Raw genomic sequence first — 19,953 nt, 5'->3', positions numbered from 1 at the left:
CGGGCGCGGAAACGTCCGGCAGCGGCTGACGGCTCAACCGTGAACCCTCAGCATAGTGCATATGCACTAGCCGAACCACCGCGCGTGCCCCGCCGGGCGTCTCACCCGCGCAGCGAGGCCACCGGCTTGCCCGTCCGGTCGCGCAGGAGCTCCCGCAGCGTGCCGGGGTGCTCGTAGCCGACCTTGCGGGCGATGGCTTCCAGCGACAGGCCCGTCGTGCGCAGCAGGTGCGCCGCCTGCTCGACGCGCAGGTCCTGCACGAACCGCACCGGCGACGTCCCCAGCGTGCGCCGGACCGCGCGCTGCAGCGTGCGTTCGCTGACGCCGAGGTCGTGCGCCGCCGCCGGGAGGCTGATCGGCTCCGCCAGGCGCGCCCGGACCCAGCCCTCGAACGCGGCGACCGTCGGGTCGTGCCCGGCCAGCGCGCTCGCGATCGTGTACGCCGACTGCGACGGGCGCTCGTCGACGACCAGGTACCGGGCGATGAGGTCGGCCAGCGCGGGACTGCGGTGCCGGACGATCGCGAGCGCCAGGTCGACGTGCCCGAACGCCGCGCCGGCGGTGGTCACCCCGGGGGAGGCGACCACCATCCGCGTCTGGTCGAGCTCGACCCCCGGGTAGCGCGCCCGGAACACCGGGGCCAGCCACCAGCTGGTGGTCGCGCGGTGCCCCTCGAGCACGCCGGTTTCGGCCAGCAGGAAGGTGCCGGTGCAGGCGGACGCGATCGGCGTCCCGGCCGCGCACGCCCGGGCGACGGTCCGCCGGCTCGGCGCCGCGCCGGGCCCCGACACGTACGCGATCAGCTCGTCCGGCCGCCGCTCGGCCAGCGCGGGCACGACCAGCAGCTCGGCGTCCGCCACGTGCCGCAGCGGTTCCGTGGCGACGACGTGCCCGGCCCCGGTCCGCACGCGCCGTTTCGCGCCGACCGTGGTGACGTCCCAGGCGGGCGGCGGCCGGTCCAGCTCGCCCCGCAGGGCGTTCGCCGTGTCGAGGACGTCGTGCACCGCCGCCAGTCCCGAGTCGAACACCCCGTCGTACGCCAGCACCGCGATCTTCATGTCGGAAACGGTAGCAAAGGTGTCGTTTCTGCCACTGACGCTGGCCCGGCCGCGGGCCTAGCTTCGGTGAGGTCCGAACGAGACGAGGAGTGACGATGAAGATCGGTTTGCTGGCCCGGATCGAGGCCAAGCCCGAGTACGCCGACAAGGTCGAGGCGATGCTGCGTGACGCGGTCGAACTCGCGAAGGAGGAGCAGCACACCCTGGCGTGGTTCGCGTTCCGGCTGGACGCCACGACCTTCGGGGTGTTCGACACCTTCGCCGACGAGCAGGGCCGCCGCGCCCACCTCGAGGGCCGGATCGCCGCGGCGCTGACCGAAGCGGCTGCGACGATGCTCAGCGCACCGCCGGAGATCCGCGAAACCGACCTGCTGGCGGTCAAGCTGCCGTGACGATCCCGCCCGGCGGCCCCGCACCGGGGGCCGCCGGGCGGAGCAGGAAGGAGCACGCGTGCCCACCACCGTCGTCAACCTGAAGGGCCACCGCGACGACCCGGGCTACGCCGACGTCGTCTACGTCGGGCGGGCCATGCACCGGGGCGGCTGGCACCTCGCGGGGTCGAAGCTCGCGAGCCCGTTCAAGCCGGGGAAGGACGGCTCCCGCGAAGAAGTGCTCTCGCAGTACCGCGAGCACCTGCTGTCCCGGCCGGACCTGCTCGCGCTCCTGCCTGAGCTGCGCGGGAGGCGGCTCGGGTGCTGGTGCGTGCCGGAGCTGTGCCACGCCCAGGTGATCGCCGAGCTCGCGGATCACGGCCCGTAACGAAACACACCCCCTCCGCGAGTAACCTGGCGACACGAGGGGGTGATCGACGGTGCCCGCGCGACGTCACGGCGGCTTCGATCAGGCTGAACTTCCGGCGGCTCACCGGATCAGGTGGTGGCTCGCGGCGGTGACGGCCGGGCTCGTCGCGGCCGGCTTCGCCGTCGTTCCCTACCTGCCGTTCTTCCAGAGCTGGACGTTCGTCCGCGACCCGAAGGTCGCGAGCGTCATCACCTGGACCGTGCTGCAGACGTCCGTCGTGATCATCTCCGCGGTGCTCACGCTGTACTTCATCGGCCGGGCCCGGCTGGAGGCCGCCGCCTTCCGCGCCAACCAGATCGACATCCGCCTCTTCGCCGACGAACGCCCCGGCGACAGCCACGACCGCGCGATCGACTCCGCCGTCGAGCTGACCGCCGCGTTCAAGCGGATCCTCAACGACTCCCGGCTCTACACGCCGACGCCGGTGCCGGGGGCGGGGAGCTCCTACGACTTCATCCAGATCGTCGAACACGCCGGCGACGCCGCGGAAGGCTGGTGGAAGGCCGCCACCAAGCTCGTCCGGCTGGCCCAGCCGCCCGCCGCGTTCACCGTCACCGGCACGGTCCGGCCCGGCAACACCACCGGGCGCTACCAGCTGATCCTGGAGCTGGTCCGCGTCCCGCGGTTCGCCGCCAGCCCGCTGGTGATCGAGGACGAGAACTGGCCGCGCGTGCTGCACCGCGCGGCGAACGCGGTCGCCGCGCTCGTCATCCCGCGCAGCGCCTACGTCCGCACGAACATCCACTGGGCCGCCTGGCGCGGCGCGAAGATCCCGTACGAGCTGTTCGACGCCTACCAGCGCGCCAACCACTTCATCGTCAACCGCCGCTACGACGAGGCCCTCGCCGAGTACTACCGCGCGGTGAGCCTCGACCCGTCGAACGTCTACATCAGACTCGAGATCGCCGCCCTGCAGGAGCAGCTCGACCTGCACCTCGACGCGCTCGCGACGTACGACGACGTGATCACCCTGTGCAGCCGGGGTCACCCGAAACTGGCGCGCTGGTGGATCGGCCCGGACTTCGCGCGCCAGCCGCGGCACGCGGGCCGCGGGCGGGCCGTCGCGCTGCTGATCGCCCGCTACCGGCACGCGCTCGTCCTCGGTCACGGCGACTCCGTGGCCGGCTCGTGGTGGGTGCGGCGCACGACGGCGGGCGTGCCCGGCGACGCGCGGGCGTTGCGCCGGGCCGAGCTGCGGGTGGCGCTGGAGCTGCGGTTCCGCCGGTACGTCGACCTCGACGTGCGGGTGCGGCCGTACGCGATCCCGCCGGAGAAGCGGCTCGAACTGCACCGCCGCGTGCTGAAGGTGCCGGCCGACGAGCTCGTCGTCCACGAGGCGACGCCGGCGCAGCTGGCCGAGTACAACCAGCGGGCCGCCGAGATGCGCTCGTACTTCGGCGCCCTGTCGCAGTACGAGATCGAACGGCTCGTCGCCGACTACCGCCGGTTCACCCGGCGCTGGCGCGGCAGCTGGCGGCAGCTGACGAACCGCGCGCTCGACCTGTCGCTGGTCTGGACGGTGGTCCGGCGGGCGATGGCGGACGTCGAGCCGGTGACCGGCGCGGTCCCCGTGCCCCAGCCCGCCTACCCGGGCAGCCGCGTGCGGCTGGCCGACGTCTGCCCCGACCGGCGCTGGCCGCCGGACCCGCGGGCGCTCGACGACACCGTCGAAGCCGCGGGCGCCCGCAAGTCGTGGGAGGAGTGCTACAACGCGGCGAGCGTGTACGCCGTCGCGATGCTCGAAGTCGGCCCGCGCGGCGAACGCGACCTCCGCGACCGCGCCCGCAACCCGCGTCTCGTCGGCGAAGCGCGGGACGAAGTGGCCCGCCGCGCGATCCGCGAGCTGTACCACGCCGCGACGATCAGCCACAGCGGCCGGCTGCCCGAGCGCCGGTCGTGGGTGATGGGGGAGGACCCCGACCTCGTCGCGCTGCGCGGGCACGAGCTGTTCCGGGTCTTCGAGATGGTGACGTTCTCCCCGGACCGCGCGGCGCCGCTGCGGCCGCAGCGCGCCCACGTCTGGGAACAGGTCAGCTACGTCCGGCAGCTCGTCGCGGAGATCGCCGCCTGCCGGGCGCACTTCTGGCGCGCCCGGGCCCTCGACCCCGACGCGGTCCCGGACGGCCGGACGCTCGACCGCTGGCGCGCGGCCGACCGCGACGCCTGGCGCCGGCTCGCCGAGCTCGCCACCGGCAAGCAGGACTGGTACACGCGCTACCAGGCGATCTGCGCGTTCCGCGCGTGGTCGGCCGACTCGGGCTACCCGGGGTCGGTCGCCGGGTTCCCGCTGTACTGCGAGGAACGGCTGCACGGCTGGCTGCGCGGCGCCGCCGGCCCCCGGGCGAAGACCGGTCTCGACGTCAACGTCGTGGTCCGCGAGTACGTCCGCCAGTGCGACCAGCGCCTCGACCAGCTGACCGCCGACATCGCCGAGCTCGAGCACTCCCTGGTGGCGGAGGACGGTTTCGCGGCCCGCGCCGAGCTGTGGACGGCGCTGTCGTCGTGGTTCGACGACGACATCGCCGACGGCTCGTCCGCCGCCGAGCGGCGCGAGCGGTTCCGGAAGCTGGCCCGGGCCTAGGAGCTGTCCGCGATCACCGTCTCCGGCCGACACCTCGGCCGGCCTGGCCCGGGGCGGGCGCCGCCGATGCCGTCCAGTAACGGAACCAGCTGCGCCGCAGCTAGATCACTTACAGGACACGCCTTAGGCTGGTTCGCGTGCGAACGAGGCTGCGGCGGCTGCGGGCCGGCGACCGGGACTACACCTGGCGGGCGGCGATCGGGTCCGTGCGCGGCGACGGCGTCGATCTCCACCGGTGCGTCCGGGTGCGGGTGTGGGGCGCGGGCAAGAACGGCCGCGCGCTGGAAGCCGACCTGCTCTCGAAGGCGACGAGCGTGGGGTGGACCCCGGCGGCGACCGACGGCTCCTACCCGGCGTCCGGCGACGTCCGGCGGCTGGTCGAGCACGCGCTGACGCTCGGCTGGGACCCCGATGCCCGCGGCGGGACCTTCCGGCTCGCCGAGGAGCACGGATTCGAGCTCCCGGGCTTCCTGATCACCGACCGCGTGCGCGACCCGGGCGCGCGGGACCCGACCGAGCGGGTCAGCCGGGCGTCCGAAGCCTAGGACTGCCTGGTGTAGCGGTGTTTCACCCCGACCGGGAAGTACTCGGGGTCGCCGGCCGGGCGCAGGTCGACGTCGGGCAGCTGGCGCTCGGCCGGGACGTAGTGCGCGAACTCGCTGTTGAGCCGCCGCAGCTGGTCGCGCACGGCCACCGCGATCCCGGCGGCGTCGGCGGTCGCGCCCGGCGCCGTCTCGACGGTGATCCGCAGCCGGCGGTCGCGGTCGGCGTCCTCCACCGACTCGATGACGAACTTGCCCGTCACGGTGTCGCTGATGCCGGGCTGCTCCAGGCCGACGGTGACGTTCTCCGGGTAGACGTTCGCGCCGAAGAACGACACCGTGAACAGCGACCGGCCGAACACGTACACGAACGGCAGCTCGGGTCCGGCCGGCGGCGTGAACCCGTGGCGGGCGCAGAAGTCCAGCAGCTCCGCGTGCGGCAGGAGCCCGCCGTCGTCGGCGATGTGGTAGCGGATCAGCGGGATGCCGCCGTCGCCGGTGAAGACGAGCGTGCCCTCGTGCTCCTCGAAGAAGCGGCTCGCGGGGTCGTACTGGACGAGCGTCGGGAGGCGCGCGTCGCCGAAGACTTCGCGGGCCAGGTCCGGCTGGCCGGCGAGGAACCGGCGGATGCCCGCCGACTGCGGGGTTTCGGTGCCGAGGACACCCGCGTCGGCCGTGCCGTACAGCGACGCGATGTCCCGGACCGGGTCGGCGACCCCGGCGCGGCCGGCGACGAGCTCGCGCCACTGCTCGCTGAAGACTTCGCCGGCCAGCACGAGCTTGATCGCGTACGCGGGCCAGTCGACGCCATCGGCGACGCCGGTGTCGACGACGTCCTTGACGAACGGCGGATAGCCGAGCAGCACGACCTGCTCGAAGTGCGGCGCGAGCTCGGGGAGCACGCGCAGGATCTCGGCCTTGTTGTTGCCCGGCGCCACGACGGTGATCGGGCAGCCCTTGGCCGCGAGGTGGCGCACGCACGCCGTGGTGAACAGGCCGCCCACCCAGGTGCCGAGCGGGAAGCAGACGACGGCGAGGGTGCTGCGCCGGTCGGCCTCGAACGCGTCCACGAGCACGGTTTCGAACCGGCGCGCGACGTGCAGCTCGTCCTCGAGCGCACGCGGCCAGATCGTCGGGTGGCCGCTGGAGCCGGACGAGACGGCGATCATGTCGAGCCCGTCGAACGTGCCGCCGCGGCACAGCTCGGGCAGCGGGTACTTCCGGTGGTAGCCGGCCTTGTCGAGCAGCGGCAGCCGCCGGAAGTCGGCCATGGTCCGGATGGCGTCGGGTGCGATGTGGTGCTCCCGCAGGAACTTCCGGTACGCGGGCACGGTCTCCGCGGTGCGGCGGAAGAAGTCCAGGACGTGGTCGGCCGCGGGTGGTTCGGGTGGACCGAAGAAGGTGCCGAACGCCTGTCGCACGCGGGTTTGCCGACCGAGGTCCATGATCGGAGCATAGTCGCGGGCGCGTGTCATGATGGGCGGCGTGAGCACCTCCGCGGAGCAGCAGCCCGCTAGCCCGCCGTTGACCCTTTACCTGGTCAAACGGCTCGAGCTGGTGATCAGGGCGCTGCTCGACGACGCGCTGCGGCCGCTCGGGCTCACGACGTTGCAGTACACGGCGCTGACGGTCCTCGAAGCCAGCGGCGCGCTGTCCTCGGCCCAGCTCGCGCGGCGCTCGTTCCTGCGTCCGCAGACGATGCACGAGATGGTGCTGGCGCTGGAGAAGCGCGGGCTGATCGCGCGGACCCCCAAGCCGGACAACCGCCGCGTCCTGCTGGCCGGCCTGACGGAGACCGGGCACCGCCTCCTGGCCGACTGCGCCCCGGCGGTGGCGGAGGTGGAGGACGTGCTCCTGGCCGACCTGAGCCCGGGCCAGCGCGCGACGTTCCGCGAGGGACTCCAGCACGGCGTCCTGGCACTGGGCGCGTTGTCGTCCCAGCGACGTTCTCAGGAAGCCTGACCGGCGGCCTGCGGGTGGGGGACCGCGCTCCGCCAAGTGGCGGGTTCACTCAGGCTTGCCGACCCGAAAGAACTAGGCCGGTCGAGTGGTAGCGACGGGTGGCGCGTAGCGGGTGTGTGGGGTCGGGCGTTGGAGGGTAAGTCCCAGACCTGCATCTCGCATTTTGGAGGTTCGCCAACCGTGGCCAGGGCGCGCGACAAGGGTGACGCGACAGCTGCCGCCCGGCGCTTGCTGCTCGTGGCCGGGGCGATGGTCGGGTTTTGGCTGGTTTCGTGGTGGGTCGCGGGCCATGCCCAGGCCGCGACGCGCGAGGTGGACCCGATCGGCGGGGCGGTGGCTGGAGTGGTTCAGCCGGTTTCGCGGGCTGTTGCGCCGGTCTTTCCGCCGGTGTCGAGCGTAGGGCAGGCGGCCGAACCCGTGGCGCGAGTTGTGCGCGCTGCCGCGCCGGTTTCGCCGGTGGTGAGTACGGCAACGCCTGCGGTCGAGCCGATCTCGCGGATTGTGCGCGCCGCTGAGCCGGTCGTCGTTGAGCCCGCGGTGCGAGCGGCTGCGCCGGTCTCGCAGGTCGTGCGGGCGGCTGCCCCCTTGGTCGAGCCCCTGTCGCGAGTAACGCGTTCTGCCGCAACGGTTGTCGAGCCTGTGGTGCGTTCCCTCGAACCTGCTCTCGAACCGGTCACCCGGGTCGTGCGGCCGGTGCTCGATCCGGTCCTGGGTGCCGCCGGTGCGGTGATCAAGCCCGTTGATGCCGTGGCCAAGCCCGTCGGCGACGTCCTGACCCCGGCCCCCGTCGTGGTGCGACCGGTGAGCGACGGCGTAGCCGACCCACTCGCCCCGAAGCAGACCCGCGAGCCGTCGGTCGTCCCCACCAGCGAGACGGAAACCGCGCCGCTGCACCAGGAACCCACCGCCGCCGGCCCGAGCACGACCACCACGCCGGACCGGACCTACGACCGTCCAACCAGCCCGACCACCGAACCCGCCACCGCGAAGCCCCGGGCCACGCACCGCACGCCCACGGCCGCCAAAACCCCGTCACAGCCGATCCGCGTCCCCGGGAACAACGTCCCCGCGCCGCGGTCGCCGGCTCCCGAGGTTGCCGCCTGTGGGCCCGCTCCCACCGTGCCGCCGGCCTTCCTCACCCCCGGCCACGGGCCCCGCGCCACCCATGCCGGCACGCCGTCGGAGGGGGACTTCGTCCCGCTCTGGCGGGCCTGCGAACCCGGTACCGGCCCCGGCTGATCCCGCCCCGGACTTCCGCCCGTCGCGTTTTCGCGGCGCGATCCGCGCTGCCCGCGACACAGCATCGAACTGCAACCACGCGTGAAGAGGGGCGTCATGGAAGCGAACGTGTTCGATCTCGGAAAGCTGCGAAGAGACGCGGTGGTCACCATCCGGCTGGAGGCGATGGCCAACGTCAGGCTCCTGACGGAGGTCAACCTCCAGGCCTACCGGCGCCGGCAGTACTACCGGATGCACGGCGGGGTGGCCACCGCGCCGATGTTCAAGATCCACATCCCGGCCAACGCGCACTGGTTCCTGGTGCTCGACGTCGAGGGGCTGGAAAACCTGCCCCTGCGCCCGCGGGTGAGCGTCGAGCACGAGCCGGCCGTCATGGCTCGTGGACGCACCGGCCCCCGGTGAACGTCATCGCGACCTTCGCGGCCCCGATCTCGCTTTCGGGGCCCGCGAAGGGGTCGCGGTCGAGCACCACGAGGTCGGCGCGGTGACCGGGCCGGATCGTGCCCGTGTCGTCGAGGTGGTTGACGTGGGCCGAGCCCGCCGTGTACGCGGTGATCGCCGCGGCCAGATCGATCCGCTGCCCGGGTAGGAACGCGGGCACGTCTTCGCCGTACGGGATCCGGTTCACCGCCACGTGGATGCCCTGCAGCGGGTCGGGGCTGCTCACCGGCCAGTCGCTCCCGGCGGCCAGGGTGGCCCCGGACCGCAGCAGCGCACCGAACGGGTACTGCCACGACGCCCGTTCCGCACCGAGGAAGGGGATGGTCAATTCGTCCATCTGCGGCTCGTGCACGGCCCACAGCGGCTGGATCGTCGCGGTCGCGTCGAGCCGCCGGAAGCGCGGGACGTCGTCGGGGTGCACCACCTGCACGTGCGCGAGGTGGTGCCGGTGATCGCTCGCGCCGTTGGCGGTGCGGGCGGCTTCGACGGCGTCGAGCGCGTCCCGGACCGCGCGGTCGCCGAGCGCGTGGAAGTGCACCTGGAAGCCGTGGGCGTCCAGGAGCGTGACGTGCTCGCGCAGCTCCACCGGGTCGACGAAGCTCAGTCCACTGTGGCCGGTGCGCAGGTAGGGGCTGAGCAGCGCCGCGGTGTGGTTTTCGGCGATGCCGTCCAGCATGATCTTGACGGTCTCGGCGCGGAACCCGCTGCCGCGCAACGACTCCCGGCGCTCCAGCAGGTCCGGCAGCTGCTCGGCGCCGCGGGTGCGGTCCCACCAGAGCGCGCCCGTGACCTGGGCGGTCAGCAGGCCGCGGGCAGACGCGGTGGCGTACGCGCGCGACGGGTCGGGCATGCCGCCGTACTCGCCGAGCAGCGGGTCCTGCCAGGCGGTGACGCCGAGCGAGTGCAGGAGCCGTTGCGCCCGCAGCAGCCCGGCGAGCCCGTCGGTCTCGGTGACCGGCGGCAGCAGCCGCGTGACGAGGTCCATCGCGCCTTCCTGCAGGACGCCGGTGGCGCCGTCGGCGTCGCGCTCGATGCGGCCGTCGGGCGGGTCGGGCGTGCTCGCGGTGATCCCGGCCCTGGCGAGCGCGACGCTGTTCAGCCAGACGCCGTGGTGGTCGCGGTTGACCAGGACCACCGGTCTGTCCGGCACGACGGCGTCGAGCAGCCGGCGGTGGGGGAGACCGCCCGCGAAGGTGTCGAGCGACCAGCCGCTGCCGATGAGCCACTCGAGCCGCGGGTTCGCCCTGGCGTACGCGACGACGGTGTCGAGGCAGCTCACGACGGTGCCGGCGCCGGTGAGGTCGCAGCGGCCGAGCTCGACGCCGCCGCCGACGGCGTGCACGTGCGCGTCCTGGAAGCCGGGCAGCAGCAGGCGGCCGTCGAGGTCGACGAGCTCGGTGCGCGGGCCGATCAGCGGTCCCGGATCGTCGCCGACGGCGATGATCCGATGGCCGCGGACGGCCGCGAAGCCGGCCCGGCCGCCGGGGGTGAGCACGGGGCCGCGGGTGAAGACGAGGTCGGCGTGCATGCCCTCGATCTTCCCGCATCCGCGGGCGTGATTCGGCCGGTGCGCGGACGTTTCGGGCTGTCGTGAATGAGTCATCCGGGACGTCCGGCGCCGGGACCGACCCATTCCGGACATCGCGGGCCGGCGATCCGCCCCGGAATCCGCACCGGACCTGCGCCCGCACTGGTCCGCAAATGAATCACCACGCCGACCAACGGCGGATTTACAACGTTGTACCAACGATGTAAAAGTTATCCCGCACCGGCTCGCACGCCGTGGAAGGGGCCACCGATGTCCTCCCGAGAACGCGCTCACCTGACCCGCCGGGACCTGATCCGGCTCGCCGGGGGCTCGGCCGCCGCCGTCGCCGCGGCGCTCTGGCTGCCCGCGACGGCGGCCACCGCGGGCACCTTCGGCCCGATCCGGCCGCCCGCGACCCCGCTGATCGTCCGCTCGCCGTACCTGTCCACCTGGCAGCCCGCCGACAACCTCCCGGGCACCTGGTCGAGCTTCTGGACCGGGCACGTCACCGCCCTCTGCGGCCTCGCCCGCATCGACGGCGTGGCGTACGTCTTCGCCGGGTCGCCCGCGCTGCCGTCCGGCCCCGCCCTCACCCCGATGACCCAGGTCAGCCTGCAGGTGACCGGGACGCGCTCGACGTACGTCCTCACCGGCGGCGGGGTGAACCTGACCGTCACGTTCTTCTCGCCCGTCGACCCGGCGAACCTGCAACGCCAGAGCGTGCCGTTCGGCTATGTGACCCTGCAGGCCGCCAGCGCCGACGGCCGCGCGCACGCCGTCGACCTGCACTTCGACACCTCCGCCGAGTGGGTGCACGGCAACACCGCCACCCCGGTCACCTGGACCCAGCAGCAGTCCGGCGGCCAGACGCTGCTCAGCTGCACCCCGGCGAGCCCGGGCGTCCTGCAGGAGAGCGGCGACCAGGCGAGCTGGGGCTCGCTCGTGCTGGCCGCGCCGGCGTCCGGTGTCAGCTGGCAGATCGGGCCGGACACCGTCGTGCGCGCCGCGTCCGCCGGCCAGGGCGCGCTGAACAACACCAGCGACACCGCCCAGCCGCGCGCGATCAACGACCGCTGGCCCGTGCTGGCCTTCAACAAGAACCTCGGCACGATCCCGGCCGGTGGCTCGTCGACCCCGTTCACGCTGTCGATCGGGCACGTCCGCACGCCCGCCGTCCGTTACCTCGGCGCCGAGCTGCGCCCCTGGTGGACGCACTACTGGGGCAGCTGGCAGGACATGGCGGTCTGGTTCGCCGGCGACTACGCGAGCGCGCTGAGCGCGGCGACCGCGATCGACCAGCGCCTGCACGACGACGCCGTCGCGGCCGCGGGCGGCGGGACCACCGGCGAGCACTACGCCGGGATCTGCGCGCTGGCGCTGCGCCAGGCCTTCGGCGGCACCGAGCTCGTCGACCGCGGCGGCGCGCCCTGGGGGTTCCTCAAGGAGATCTCCTCCAACGGCAACATGTCCACTGTGGACGTCACCTACCCGGCGTTCCCCGCCTACCTCTACCTGTCGCCGGCCTACCTGCGGCTGATCCTGGAGCCGCTGCTCGACTACGCCGAGCGCGGCGGCTGGCCGATGCAGTTCGCCGAGCACGACCTCGGGACGCACTACCCGGACGCGACCGGGCACAACGACGGCAACGAGGAGAGCATGCCGGTCGAGGAGTCGGCCAACCTGCTGATCATGGCCGCCGCGCTGGTCCAGCGGCTGCCGTCGGCGGACGCCGTCTCCTTCGCGACCGCCCACTACCGGATCCTGCGGCAGTGGGCCGAATACCTGATCGGCAACACCCTCGACCCCGGCTTCCAGAACCAGACCGACGACTTCACCGGCTTCATCGCCCACAGCGCCAACCTCGCGCTCAAGGGCATCATCGGCGTCGGCGCGATGGGGGCCATCGCGGCGGCCGCCGGCAACACCGCCGACGTCCAGCGCTACCGGTCGACCTCCCGCAGCTACGTCAGCCAGTGGGTGACCCTCGCGCAGGACTCGTCGAACCAGCACCTCAAGCTCGCTTACGACCAGCCCGGCACGTGGAGCCTCAAGTACAACGGGTTCGCCGACCGCGTGCTCGGCCTCGACCTCGTCCCGCTCGGGGTCGCCGCGCAGGAGGCCGCCTGGTACCAGGGGCGCGCGGGCGCCCACGGCGTCCTGCTCGACCCGCGCAACAACTACACGAAGGCCGACTGGGAGCTGTGGACGGCGGCCTGGCTCACCGACCAGCCGAACATCCGGAACACCCTGGTCGAGGGCGTCTACAGCTACGCCAATACGACACCGCAGCGGGTGCCGTTCAGCGACTGGTACGTCGTCGCCGACGCCACCCAGCGCGGCTTCCAGGCCCGCCCGGTCGCCGGCGGCTACCTGGCCCTGCTGACGCGCCCGGCGGCGTCGGCCACGGTCTGGCGCAAGCTCCAGAACCAGCGCTCGGGCAAGGTGCTCGCCGTGTCGAACATGTCGCTGGCCGACACCGCCGAGGTCACCCAGTGGTCGGACAACGGCACGGCCGACCACCTCTGGGCCGTGGTCGACAACGGCGACGGCACCGTCCGGGTCGTCAACCGCAACAGCGGCAAGATCCTCGCGGTGCACGACCAGAGCCTCGACAACGGCGCCCACGTGCAGCAGTACCAGGACAACGGCACGCCCGACCACAACTGGCGGATCGTCGACGCCGGCGGTGGCTGGTCGAAGCTCGTCAACGTCCGCAGCGGCAAGGTCATGGCGGTCGACCAGCAGTCCACGGCGGACGGCGCCCAGGTCACCCAGTGGGACGACAACGGGTCACCGGACCACCTGTGGCGGTTCGTCTGACGTCGTTTGCGAGACTGGCGGCGTGTGCGCCGACCCCCTCCGCCGGTTCCTCGACGAACGGGACCCGCCGACCCCGTGCCTCGTCGTCGACACCGACGCCGTCGCGGCCCGGGCGCGCGGGTTCCGCTCGGCGTTCCCGGGCGCGCTGATCCGGTACGCCGTCAAGGCCAACCCGGCGCCCCCGGTGCTCGACGCGCTGGTGGCGGCCGGGGCGGGCTTCGACGTCGCCGGACCCGCCGAGCTGGAGCTGTGCCTCGAACGCGGTGCCGATCCGGCGGACCTCGCCTACGGCAACCCGATCAAGAAGCCCCGCGACATCGCCTTCGCCTTCGAGCGCGGGGTCCGGGAGTTCACGTCGGACGCGCCCGGCGACGTCGACCACCTGGGCCGGTACGCGCCGGGCTCGGCCGTGTCGATCCGCGTGGTGCTCGACGCGCCCGACTCGGTGACGCCGTTCGGCCGGAAGTTCGGCTGCGACCCGGCCGAGGCACTGGACCTGGTGCTGCGCGCGGCCGCGCTCGGGCTGCGCCCCGGCATCGCGTTCCACGTCGGGTCGCAGCAGCCGGACGTCGCCGCGTGGGAGATCGGGATCGCCACGGCGGCGAAGCTGTTCGCCGAGGCCGCCGCGCAGGGCGTCGCGATGACGCGGCTCAACCTGGGCGGCGGCTTCGCGACGACGCACCGGACGGGCGTCCCGTCGCTGGACGCGTACGCGGCGACGATCGAGACGGCCCTCGACACGTACTTCCCCGGCGAGCGGCCTGAGCTGATGCTGGAGCCCGGCCGGGTGCTCGTCGCCGACGCGGGACTGCTGCGGACCGAAGTCGTGCTGGTCGCCCAGCGCGGCGAGCGCCGGTGGGTGTACCTCGACATCGGCCGCTACAACGGCCTGGCCGAGGCCGAGAACGAGGCGATCGCCTACCGCTTCGAGCCGGTGGAGCCACACGACGGCCCGGCCGGGCCGGTCGTGCTCGCCGGGCCGACCTGCGACGGCGACGACGTCCTCTACCAGCGGACGCCGTACGAGCTGCCGATGTCCTTGACCGCCGGCGACCGGCTCGACGTGCCGGGCACCGGGGCCTACACCGCGAGCTACGCGTCGGTCGGGTTCAACGGCATCGAGCCGCTGCGGACGTACTGCGTCGGGAGGTGGGGCGATGTCTGAGGTCGGCCGGTTCACCGGGCGGCACGTGCTGGCGGAGCTGCACGGCGTCGACGCGGCCCTGCTCGACGACCCCGAGCGGCTCGGGGAGCTGCTCCGGGCGGCGGTGACGGAGGCGGGCGCGACGGTCGTCGACGTCGTGGCCAAGCGGTTCGCCCCGCAGGGCGCCACGGTGATCGCGCTGCTGGCCGAGTCGCACGCGTCGGTCCACACCTACCCCGAGCACGGGTCGCTGTTCGCCGACGTGTTCACCTGCGGCGAGCGCGCCGACCCCGAGCACGCGCTGCGGTTGCTGGCGAAGTCGCTGGACGCCGCCGCGGTCCACCTGTCCGTCCTGCACCGGGGAGAACGCTGATGCCCACGATCCACGAACCGGTCGGCGCCGGCCTCACCCGCGTCTGGGCGGTCGACGACGTCGTGTTCGACGCGCGCACACCGTTCCAGGAGGTGCTGATCGGCAAGACCGCGCAGGGGGTTTCGCTGTTCTGCGACGGCGAACGCCAGAGCACCGAAGCGAGCCAGCTCGTCTACCACGAGGCGCTGATGGTGCCCGCGCTGCTGCTGGCCGACCGGGTGCGGCGGGTCCTGGTCATCGGGTCGAGCGAAGGCGTCGCCTCCCAGCTGTCCGTGGACGCGGGCGCCACGCTGGTCGACCACGTCGACATCGACGAGCAGGCGGTGCGGGCCTGCGCCGAGCACCTGCCCTACGGCTACACGACCGCGGACCTCGCGCGGAGCGACGGGCCGATCCGGGTGTCCTTCGAGGACGGCTGGGCGTTCCTGGCCGCGGCCGAAGCCCGCGGCGACACCTACGACGTGGTCGTGATCGACCTGCCGGACGAGAACACCGACCCGGACGCGCAGCACAACCGCTTGTACGGCACGGACTTCCTCGGCCGGTGCGTGCGGGTGCTGGCGCCCGGCGGGGTGGTGACCTGCCAGGCGGGCTGCCCGACGCTGTGGCGCAACGAGACGCTGCTCGCGTCGTGGCGGCGGTTCCGCGAGGTGTTCGGCACGGTGCTGTACTTCGGGTCCGACGAGCACGAGTGGGCCTTCCTCTCCGGGCGCGCGGACCGCGTCGAGGAACCGGGCGCGCTGGTGGCGCGGCGGTTCGCGGAGCGGGGGAGCCGGGCTTCGACGCTGGACGCCGAAGCGCTGCTCGCCGGCGCCACCCCGCCGTACTCGCTCCGGCACGATACTGGTCTGAACCAGTACTGACCGACGATTCTTCGATATGCACAACCGGCGAAGGGTGAAATAGCGGGAAATGGATTTCCCGTACTCCCGGTTGTCGTGTTACTCCGTTCAGTGGCCGTCGAAAAGGTTGCGATCGCGCTACGATCCGTTTCGCGCGCGATCATCGTGATCAAAAGGCACCGTGGCCCATTTGGAGGAGCGTCATGCTCGGTATGTTGGTCGTAGCCGGAATGATTCTGTCCACTCTCGCCGCACCCGTCGATTCCGCGGCGGCATCGGCTCCGACCGAAAAGATCACGCTCGACATCAAGACCATCAACGGGTCCGGCTGCCCGGCCGGCACCGCCACGGCCTCGGCGGACGTCGCGTCCGACAACACGTCGTTCACGGTGCACTACACGAACTTCACCGCCAAGGCCGGCGGTGGCGCGTCCGCGCTCGACGCCCGGAAGAACTGCCAGATCAACGTGCTCGTCCATGTGCCACAAGGGTTCACGTACGCGATCGCCGAAGCCGAGTACCGCGGCTACGCGCACATCGAGAGCGGGGCGAGCGCGCTCGAGCAGGCCAACTACTACTTCGCCGGGACGTCACCGACCGCGCGGGTCCGGCACACCTACCCGGGCCCGTTCCACGGCGTGTGGCGGGCAAGCGACGTCACCGACGTCGCCGCGCTGGTGTTCGCCCCGTGCGGTGAGGACCGCAACCTGAACATCAATGCGGAACTGCGGGCGGACGCGGGCACCTCCTCGGCGACGAGTTACATCGAAATGGATTCCGAGCACGCGAGTGTCGACACGATTTACCACTTCGCGTGGAAGACCTGCTGAATTCGGCGGAATTGCCCGGATGGCCCGCTCACCGGAACGTCTCCCGGTGAGCGGGTCCGTTCGCGTTATACGTGCGTGACCAGAAGTGTCACTCCCGCTTCGCCGCCGCAGTCGACGAAGACGGGGCCGACGCCGTTGCCGATGTGCTGCGAAACGGTCGCCTTGGCGACGAAGTGGCCGGGTCCGGCGTCGATGATCCGGATGTTCTCCAGCGCCGGGTGCTCCGGGAAGCCGCCGAGCACGGACTTCAACCCGGTCCCGCCGCCGCAGTCGCCCGTGATGGTCACTTCCTGGCCGCGGTGCGTCGTCGGGTTCGGCGTCACCTCGACGGTGGCGCGGGCGCCCTGGGGTGGTTGTGTGGTCATGGTCCCCTCCGAAGTTCCTGATGCCGCCGACGCGCCGCCGGCGATGCCGATGCTCACTGCCGTGACGAGCCCGGCCGCGGTGGCCAGGCCGATCACCGTGCGGGTGGACTTGCCGCGCATGGGGTTCTCCTCCCTCGACCCGGGGTTCGCCGGATCTGCTTCGTCAGTCGTCGCGGGAGGGGCCGCGGGTTCTCGACGAAGCGGAGTGAGACGTAGATCACAGTCGACGCGGACTGTCCACAAGGGACGCTAGTCGAGTGCGGCGGAAGCCGGCAGTTCGGCCGGTTCGCCCTTCGCCGGTGCGAGCGTGCATCGTCGTTCGAACCGCTCCATCAGGACGGTAGCGATCAGGAGGGCCACTGGGGTGCTCACCGCGATCCACATGCCAGAAGAGCTACCCAGGCCCGCCGGAGCTGAATCGCCGGACTGACCGCGGAGAAGCGGGCCGGGCCCGGGAATCCGGGCCTGGCCTGGGCCGGGCCGCTCAGGTCACCGGTTGGTCTCGATCCTCCGCGGACAGCCGCGCGATCACGTCCAGCAGCCCGGCGCGGAACGCGTCGTCCTCGCCCAGTACGCCGAGCAACGCCGGCTCGGCCCGCACCGCGCGTTCGTGCACCGCGCCGCCGCGCGCGGTCAGCCGGGTCAGGTGACGCCGCGCGTCGGCCGGGTCCGGTGTCCGGGTGACGAACCCGGCCTTGGCGAGCCGGTCGAGCGTGCGGCTCATCGTCTGGTCGGTCACCTGGCAGCGCTGGGCCAGCGTCCGCTGGGGGAGCGGCCCGTCGCGCAGCGTGTGGAGCGCGATCAGCCCCGCGTGGGTGAGCCCCATGCCGTCGAGCACGGCCGCCCAGCGGTGCTCCACCAGGCGCGCGGCGACCGCGAGCAGCCGGCCCGTCGGCCACGTGCTCAGGTCGGGTTCGGGGGTTGTGCTCACCGTCACTCCGGGTCGTCGTGCAGAATGTTCAGCTTGCTGAACAATTGGGCGTGTTCGCCCTCGAAAGGACCTTAGCGACCATGAACGACAAGCCGCGCCGCCTCCGCTGGCTGATCCCGGCCCTCCTGGTGATCGCCTGGCTCGGGCTGGGCGGGTTCGGCGGGCCGTTCGCCGGGAAGCTCAGCGAGGTCGCGAAGAACGACAACGCCGCCTTCCTGCCGCGCTCGGCCGAAGCCACCGAAGTCTCCGACGAGCAGAAGGCCTTCACACCGCGCCAGGTGCTGCCCGCGACCGTCGTCGCCGAGCGCACCACCGGCCTGACCGCCGAGGACCGCCGGTTCCTCGATGCCAAGGCCCAGGAGCTGGGCGGCATCCCCGGCGTCGTCGGCCCGCTCGGCAAACCCGAGAACGCGCCGCGCGACGACCAGGCCGTGCAGCTGGCCGTGCCGATCCTCGCCGACGGCAACCCCGGCGACGTCGTCAAGGAGGTCCGCGCGGCGCTCACCGGCGCCCCGGCCGGGCTCACCGTGCTGGTCACCGGGCCGGCCGGGCAGATCGCCGACCTGGTCAAGGCGTTCGGCGGCATCGACGGCATCCTGCTGCTCGTCGCCGGCGGGGTCGTCGCGCTGATCCTCATCGTGGTCTACCGCAGCCCGCTGCTGCCGTTCCTGGTACTGCTCTCGGCGGTGTTCGCGCTCGGGCTCGCCAGCCTCGTCGTCTACCTGCTGGCGAAGAACGACGTCCTCGCGCTCAACGGCCAGAGCCAGGGCATCCTCTCGATCCTCGTGTTCGGCGCGGCGACCGACTACGCCCTGCTGACCGTCGCCCGGTTCCGGGAGCAGCTGCGGGACACGCCGAGCCGGTTCGACGCGCTGAAGCTCGCCTGGCGCGCGACGCTCGAACCCATCGCCGCCTCGGCCGGCACCGTCATCCTCGGGGTGCTGTGCCTGCTGTTCAGCGACCTGAACTCGAACAAGGGCCTCGGCCCGGTCGCGGCGATCGGCATCGGCGCCGCGCTGCTGGCGTCCACCACGTTCCTGCCCGCCGTGCTGGCGCTGTGCGGCCGCGGCGCGTTCTGGCCGTTCAAGCCGGCGCTCGGCTCGCCGCACCCGGAGACGTCGGGGATCTGGGGCCGTGTGGCGCGCCTGGTCGGCGGCCGGCCGCGCACGGTCTGGGTGGTGACGGCGCTCGTCCTCGGTGTCGGCGTCGCGTTCCTGCCGCAGCTCAAGGCGTCCGGCACGGCGCAGTCCGACGTCTTCCTCACCCAGGTCGAGTCCGGGACCGGGCAGGACGTCCTCGGCCGGCACTTCCCGGGCGGGCTGGGTGCGCCCGTGATCACGATCGCCGACACCGGCGCCGCGCCCGCGGTGCTGGCGGCGTCCAAAGTGGACGGAGTCGCGGAGTCGGTGCCGCTGCCCAAGGTCGTGAACGGCCGGGTGCAGATCCTATCGGTGCTGAACGATCCGGCGGACTCCGAAGCGGCCGTCGCCACGGTCGGCAAGCTGCGCGACGCCGTGCACGCGATCCCCGGCGCGGCCGCGAAGGTCGGCGGCCCGACGGCGATCCAGCTCGACACGCAGCAGACGTCGGAGCACGACCGCGCGCTGATCATCCCGATCGTGCTGCTGGTGATCTTCCTCGTGCTGGCCCTGCTGCTGCGGTCGTTGCTCGCGCCGCTGCTGCTGATCGCGACGGTGGTGCTCTCGTTCGCCGCGACGATGGGCGTGTCCGCCCTGGTGTTCAACCACATCCTGGACTTCCCGGGCGCGGACCCGGTCGTGCCGCTGTTCGGGTTCGTCTTCCTGGTGGCACTCGGGATCGACTACAACATCTTCCTGATGACGCGGGTCCGCGAGGAGGCACTGACCCGCGGCACGCGCGACGGCACGCTGCGCGGGCTGTCGCTGACCGGCGGCGTGATCACCTCGGCCGGGGTGGTGCTCGCCGCGACGTTCTCCGCGCTCGCGGTGATCCCGATCCTGTTCCTGGCCCAGATCGCGTTCATCGTCGCGTTCGGCGTCCTGCTGGACACGTTCCTGGTGCGGTCGTTGCTGGTGCCGGCGCTGACGGTCGACGTCGGGCGGCGCATCTGGTGGCCGTCCAAGCTGGCGAAAGCTACGAAATCGCCCGCTTGAAGTCCGGGCACTCGACCAGCGGCACGTGGTCGCAGGTCGCGGCGTGGCGGAGGCTGTCGCGCATGCGGGTGAGCCGGTCGATGGCGTCGTCGAGCTCCGACGCCTTGACCGCCATCCGCTCGCGCAGCGCGTCGTCGCTCGGCGTCGCCACCAGGAACCGGGCGATCTCCGCGATCGTGAACCCGGCGCCGCGCGCGCAGGCCACGAGGTCGAGGCGGCGCAGGACGTCCGGGTGGTACGTGCGGCGCAGGCCGTTGCGGCCGGCCGGTTCGACGAGCCCGCGCTTCTCGTAGAACCGCAGCGCCGAGGGCGCCAGCCCGGACTTCTCGGCGACTTCGGCGATGTCGAGCAGGGTCATCGG

Annotated in this window: 19 protein-coding genes; 13 read left to right on the top strand and 6 right to left on the bottom strand. The window is 72.5% G+C overall.

What is annotated here, in order from left to right:
- Positions 1-101: 101 nt before the first annotated feature.
- Positions 102-1,058 (bottom strand): GlxA family transcriptional regulator, encoded by a 957-nt coding sequence (locus tag ACZ7OU_RS33820; protein ID WP_470244500.1) that lies wholly within the window; start codon positions 1,056-1,058, stop codon positions 102-104.
- Positions 1,059-1,153: 95 nt separating this feature from the next.
- Between ACZ7OU_RS33820 and ACZ7OU_RS33815 the strand changes: the two genes are divergently transcribed.
- The 4 genes from ACZ7OU_RS33815 (at position 1,154) to ACZ7OU_RS33800 (ending at position 4,985) form a co-directional block, all read left to right on the top strand.
- On the top strand, positions 1,154-1,450 hold the full coding sequence (locus ACZ7OU_RS33815) for a putative quinol monooxygenase (protein ID WP_470258333.1): 297 nt from the start codon (positions 1,154-1,156) through the stop codon (positions 1,448-1,450).
- Between the two features lie 58 nt (positions 1,451-1,508).
- On the top strand, positions 1,509-1,817 hold the full coding sequence (locus tag ACZ7OU_RS33810; protein ID WP_470258332.1) for a DUF4326 domain-containing protein: 309 nt from the start codon (positions 1,509-1,511) through the stop codon (positions 1,815-1,817).
- 130 nt (positions 1,818-1,947) lie between these two features.
- Positions 1,948-4,440: a hypothetical protein gene (locus ACZ7OU_RS33805; protein WP_470258331.1), complete on the top strand. Its 2,493-nt coding sequence runs from the start codon at positions 1,948-1,950 to the stop codon at positions 4,438-4,440.
- 137 nt (positions 4,441-4,577) lie between these two features.
- Complete coding sequence (locus ACZ7OU_RS33800) at positions 4,578-4,985, top strand: hypothetical protein (RefSeq protein WP_470258330.1); 408 nt, start codon at positions 4,578-4,580, stop codon at positions 4,983-4,985.
- Here the strand turns inward: ACZ7OU_RS33800 and ACZ7OU_RS33795 are convergent.
- A complete protein-coding gene (locus tag ACZ7OU_RS33795; RefSeq protein WP_470258329.1) occupies positions 4,982-6,427 on the bottom strand; it encodes a phenylacetate--CoA ligase family protein in 1,446 nt (481 codons plus the stop codon). The genes ACZ7OU_RS33800 and ACZ7OU_RS33795 overlap by 4 nt on opposite strands.
- A 28-nt stretch (positions 6,428-6,455) precedes the next feature.
- On the opposite strand from ACZ7OU_RS33795, the gene ACZ7OU_RS33790 reads away from it, so the two are divergent.
- From ACZ7OU_RS33790 to ACZ7OU_RS33780, 3 genes are all read left to right on the top strand, one after another.
- A complete protein-coding gene (locus ACZ7OU_RS33790) occupies positions 6,456-6,944 on the top strand; it encodes a MarR family winged helix-turn-helix transcriptional regulator (RefSeq protein ID WP_470244494.1) in 489 nt (162 codons plus the stop codon).
- A 180-nt stretch (positions 6,945-7,124) separates the two neighbouring features.
- Complete coding sequence (locus tag ACZ7OU_RS33785; RefSeq protein WP_470258328.1) at positions 7,125-8,183, top strand: hypothetical protein; 1,059 nt, start codon at positions 7,125-7,127, stop codon at positions 8,181-8,183.
- Positions 8,184-8,279: 96 nt separating this feature from the next.
- A complete protein-coding gene (locus tag ACZ7OU_RS33780) occupies positions 8,280-8,585 on the top strand; it encodes a DUF1883 domain-containing protein (protein ID WP_470244492.1) in 306 nt (101 codons plus the stop codon).
- Here ACZ7OU_RS33780 and ACZ7OU_RS33775 read toward each other — a convergent pair.
- Positions 8,554-10,152: an amidohydrolase gene (locus ACZ7OU_RS33775; RefSeq protein WP_470258327.1), complete on the bottom strand. Its 1,599-nt coding sequence runs from the start codon at positions 10,150-10,152 to the stop codon at positions 8,554-8,556. The genes ACZ7OU_RS33780 and ACZ7OU_RS33775 overlap by 32 nt on opposite strands.
- A gap of 270 nt (positions 10,153-10,422) precedes the next feature.
- Between ACZ7OU_RS33775 and ACZ7OU_RS33770 the strand changes: the two genes are divergently transcribed.
- The 5 genes from ACZ7OU_RS33770 (at position 10,423) to ACZ7OU_RS33750 (ending at position 16,161) form a co-directional block, all read left to right on the top strand.
- Positions 10,423-12,972 carry a glutaminase domain-containing protein gene (locus ACZ7OU_RS33770; protein WP_470258326.1) on the top strand — a complete coding sequence of 850 codons (2,550 nt, stop codon included), beginning with the start codon at positions 10,423-10,425 and terminating at the stop codon, positions 12,970-12,972.
- Positions 12,973-12,994: 22 nt separating this feature from the next.
- Entirely contained in the window at positions 12,995-14,137 is a 1,143-nt protein-coding gene (locus ACZ7OU_RS33765) for a type III PLP-dependent enzyme (protein ID WP_470258325.1), read from the top strand.
- A complete protein-coding gene (gene speD / locus ACZ7OU_RS33760; RefSeq protein WP_470258324.1) occupies positions 14,130-14,489 on the top strand; it encodes an adenosylmethionine decarboxylase in 360 nt (119 codons plus the stop codon). The genes ACZ7OU_RS33765 and speD overlap by 8 nt, the downstream gene beginning before the upstream one ends.
- A complete protein-coding gene (locus ACZ7OU_RS33755) occupies positions 14,489-15,352 on the top strand; it encodes a spermidine synthase (RefSeq protein WP_470258323.1) in 864 nt (287 codons plus the stop codon). Before speD ends, ACZ7OU_RS33755 begins: the two co-directional genes overlap by 1 nt.
- Before the next feature lie 209 nt (positions 15,353-15,561).
- Entirely contained in the window at positions 15,562-16,161 is a 600-nt protein-coding gene (locus ACZ7OU_RS33750) for a DUF4360 domain-containing protein (protein ID WP_470258322.1), read from the top strand.
- A gap of 65 nt (positions 16,162-16,226) precedes the next feature.
- Here the strand turns inward: ACZ7OU_RS33750 and ACZ7OU_RS33745 are convergent, their stop codons facing one another.
- Positions 16,227-16,646 carry a hypothetical protein gene (locus ACZ7OU_RS33745; protein ID WP_470244485.1) on the bottom strand — a complete coding sequence of 140 codons (420 nt, stop codon included), beginning with the start codon at positions 16,644-16,646 and terminating at the stop codon, positions 16,227-16,229.
- A gap of 364 nt (positions 16,647-17,010) precedes the next feature.
- A complete protein-coding gene (locus ACZ7OU_RS33740; protein WP_470258321.1) occupies positions 17,011-17,463 on the bottom strand; it encodes a MarR family winged helix-turn-helix transcriptional regulator in 453 nt (150 codons plus the stop codon).
- 74 nt (positions 17,464-17,537) lie between these two features.
- On the opposite strand from ACZ7OU_RS33740, the gene ACZ7OU_RS33735 reads away from it, so the two are divergent.
- The gene (locus tag ACZ7OU_RS33735; RefSeq protein ID WP_470258320.1) at positions 17,538-19,592 is read left to right on the top strand and encodes an MMPL family transporter; all 2,055 of its coding nucleotides are present in this window, start codon (positions 17,538-17,540) and stop codon (positions 19,590-19,592) included.
- Here the strand turns inward: ACZ7OU_RS33735 and ACZ7OU_RS33730 are convergent.
- Positions 19,573-19,950: a MerR family transcriptional regulator gene (locus tag ACZ7OU_RS33730; protein ID WP_470244482.1), complete on the bottom strand. Its 378-nt coding sequence runs from the start codon at positions 19,948-19,950 to the stop codon at positions 19,573-19,575. The genes ACZ7OU_RS33735 and ACZ7OU_RS33730 overlap by 20 nt on opposite strands.
- Positions 19,951-19,953 lie beyond the last annotated feature (3 nt).

The sequence above is a fragment of the Amycolatopsis sp. NPDC114505 genome (genome assembly GCF_055633615.1).
Note: the sequence above shows the minus strand (reverse complement) of the source record. Positions and strands in the feature narration are given on the sequence as shown.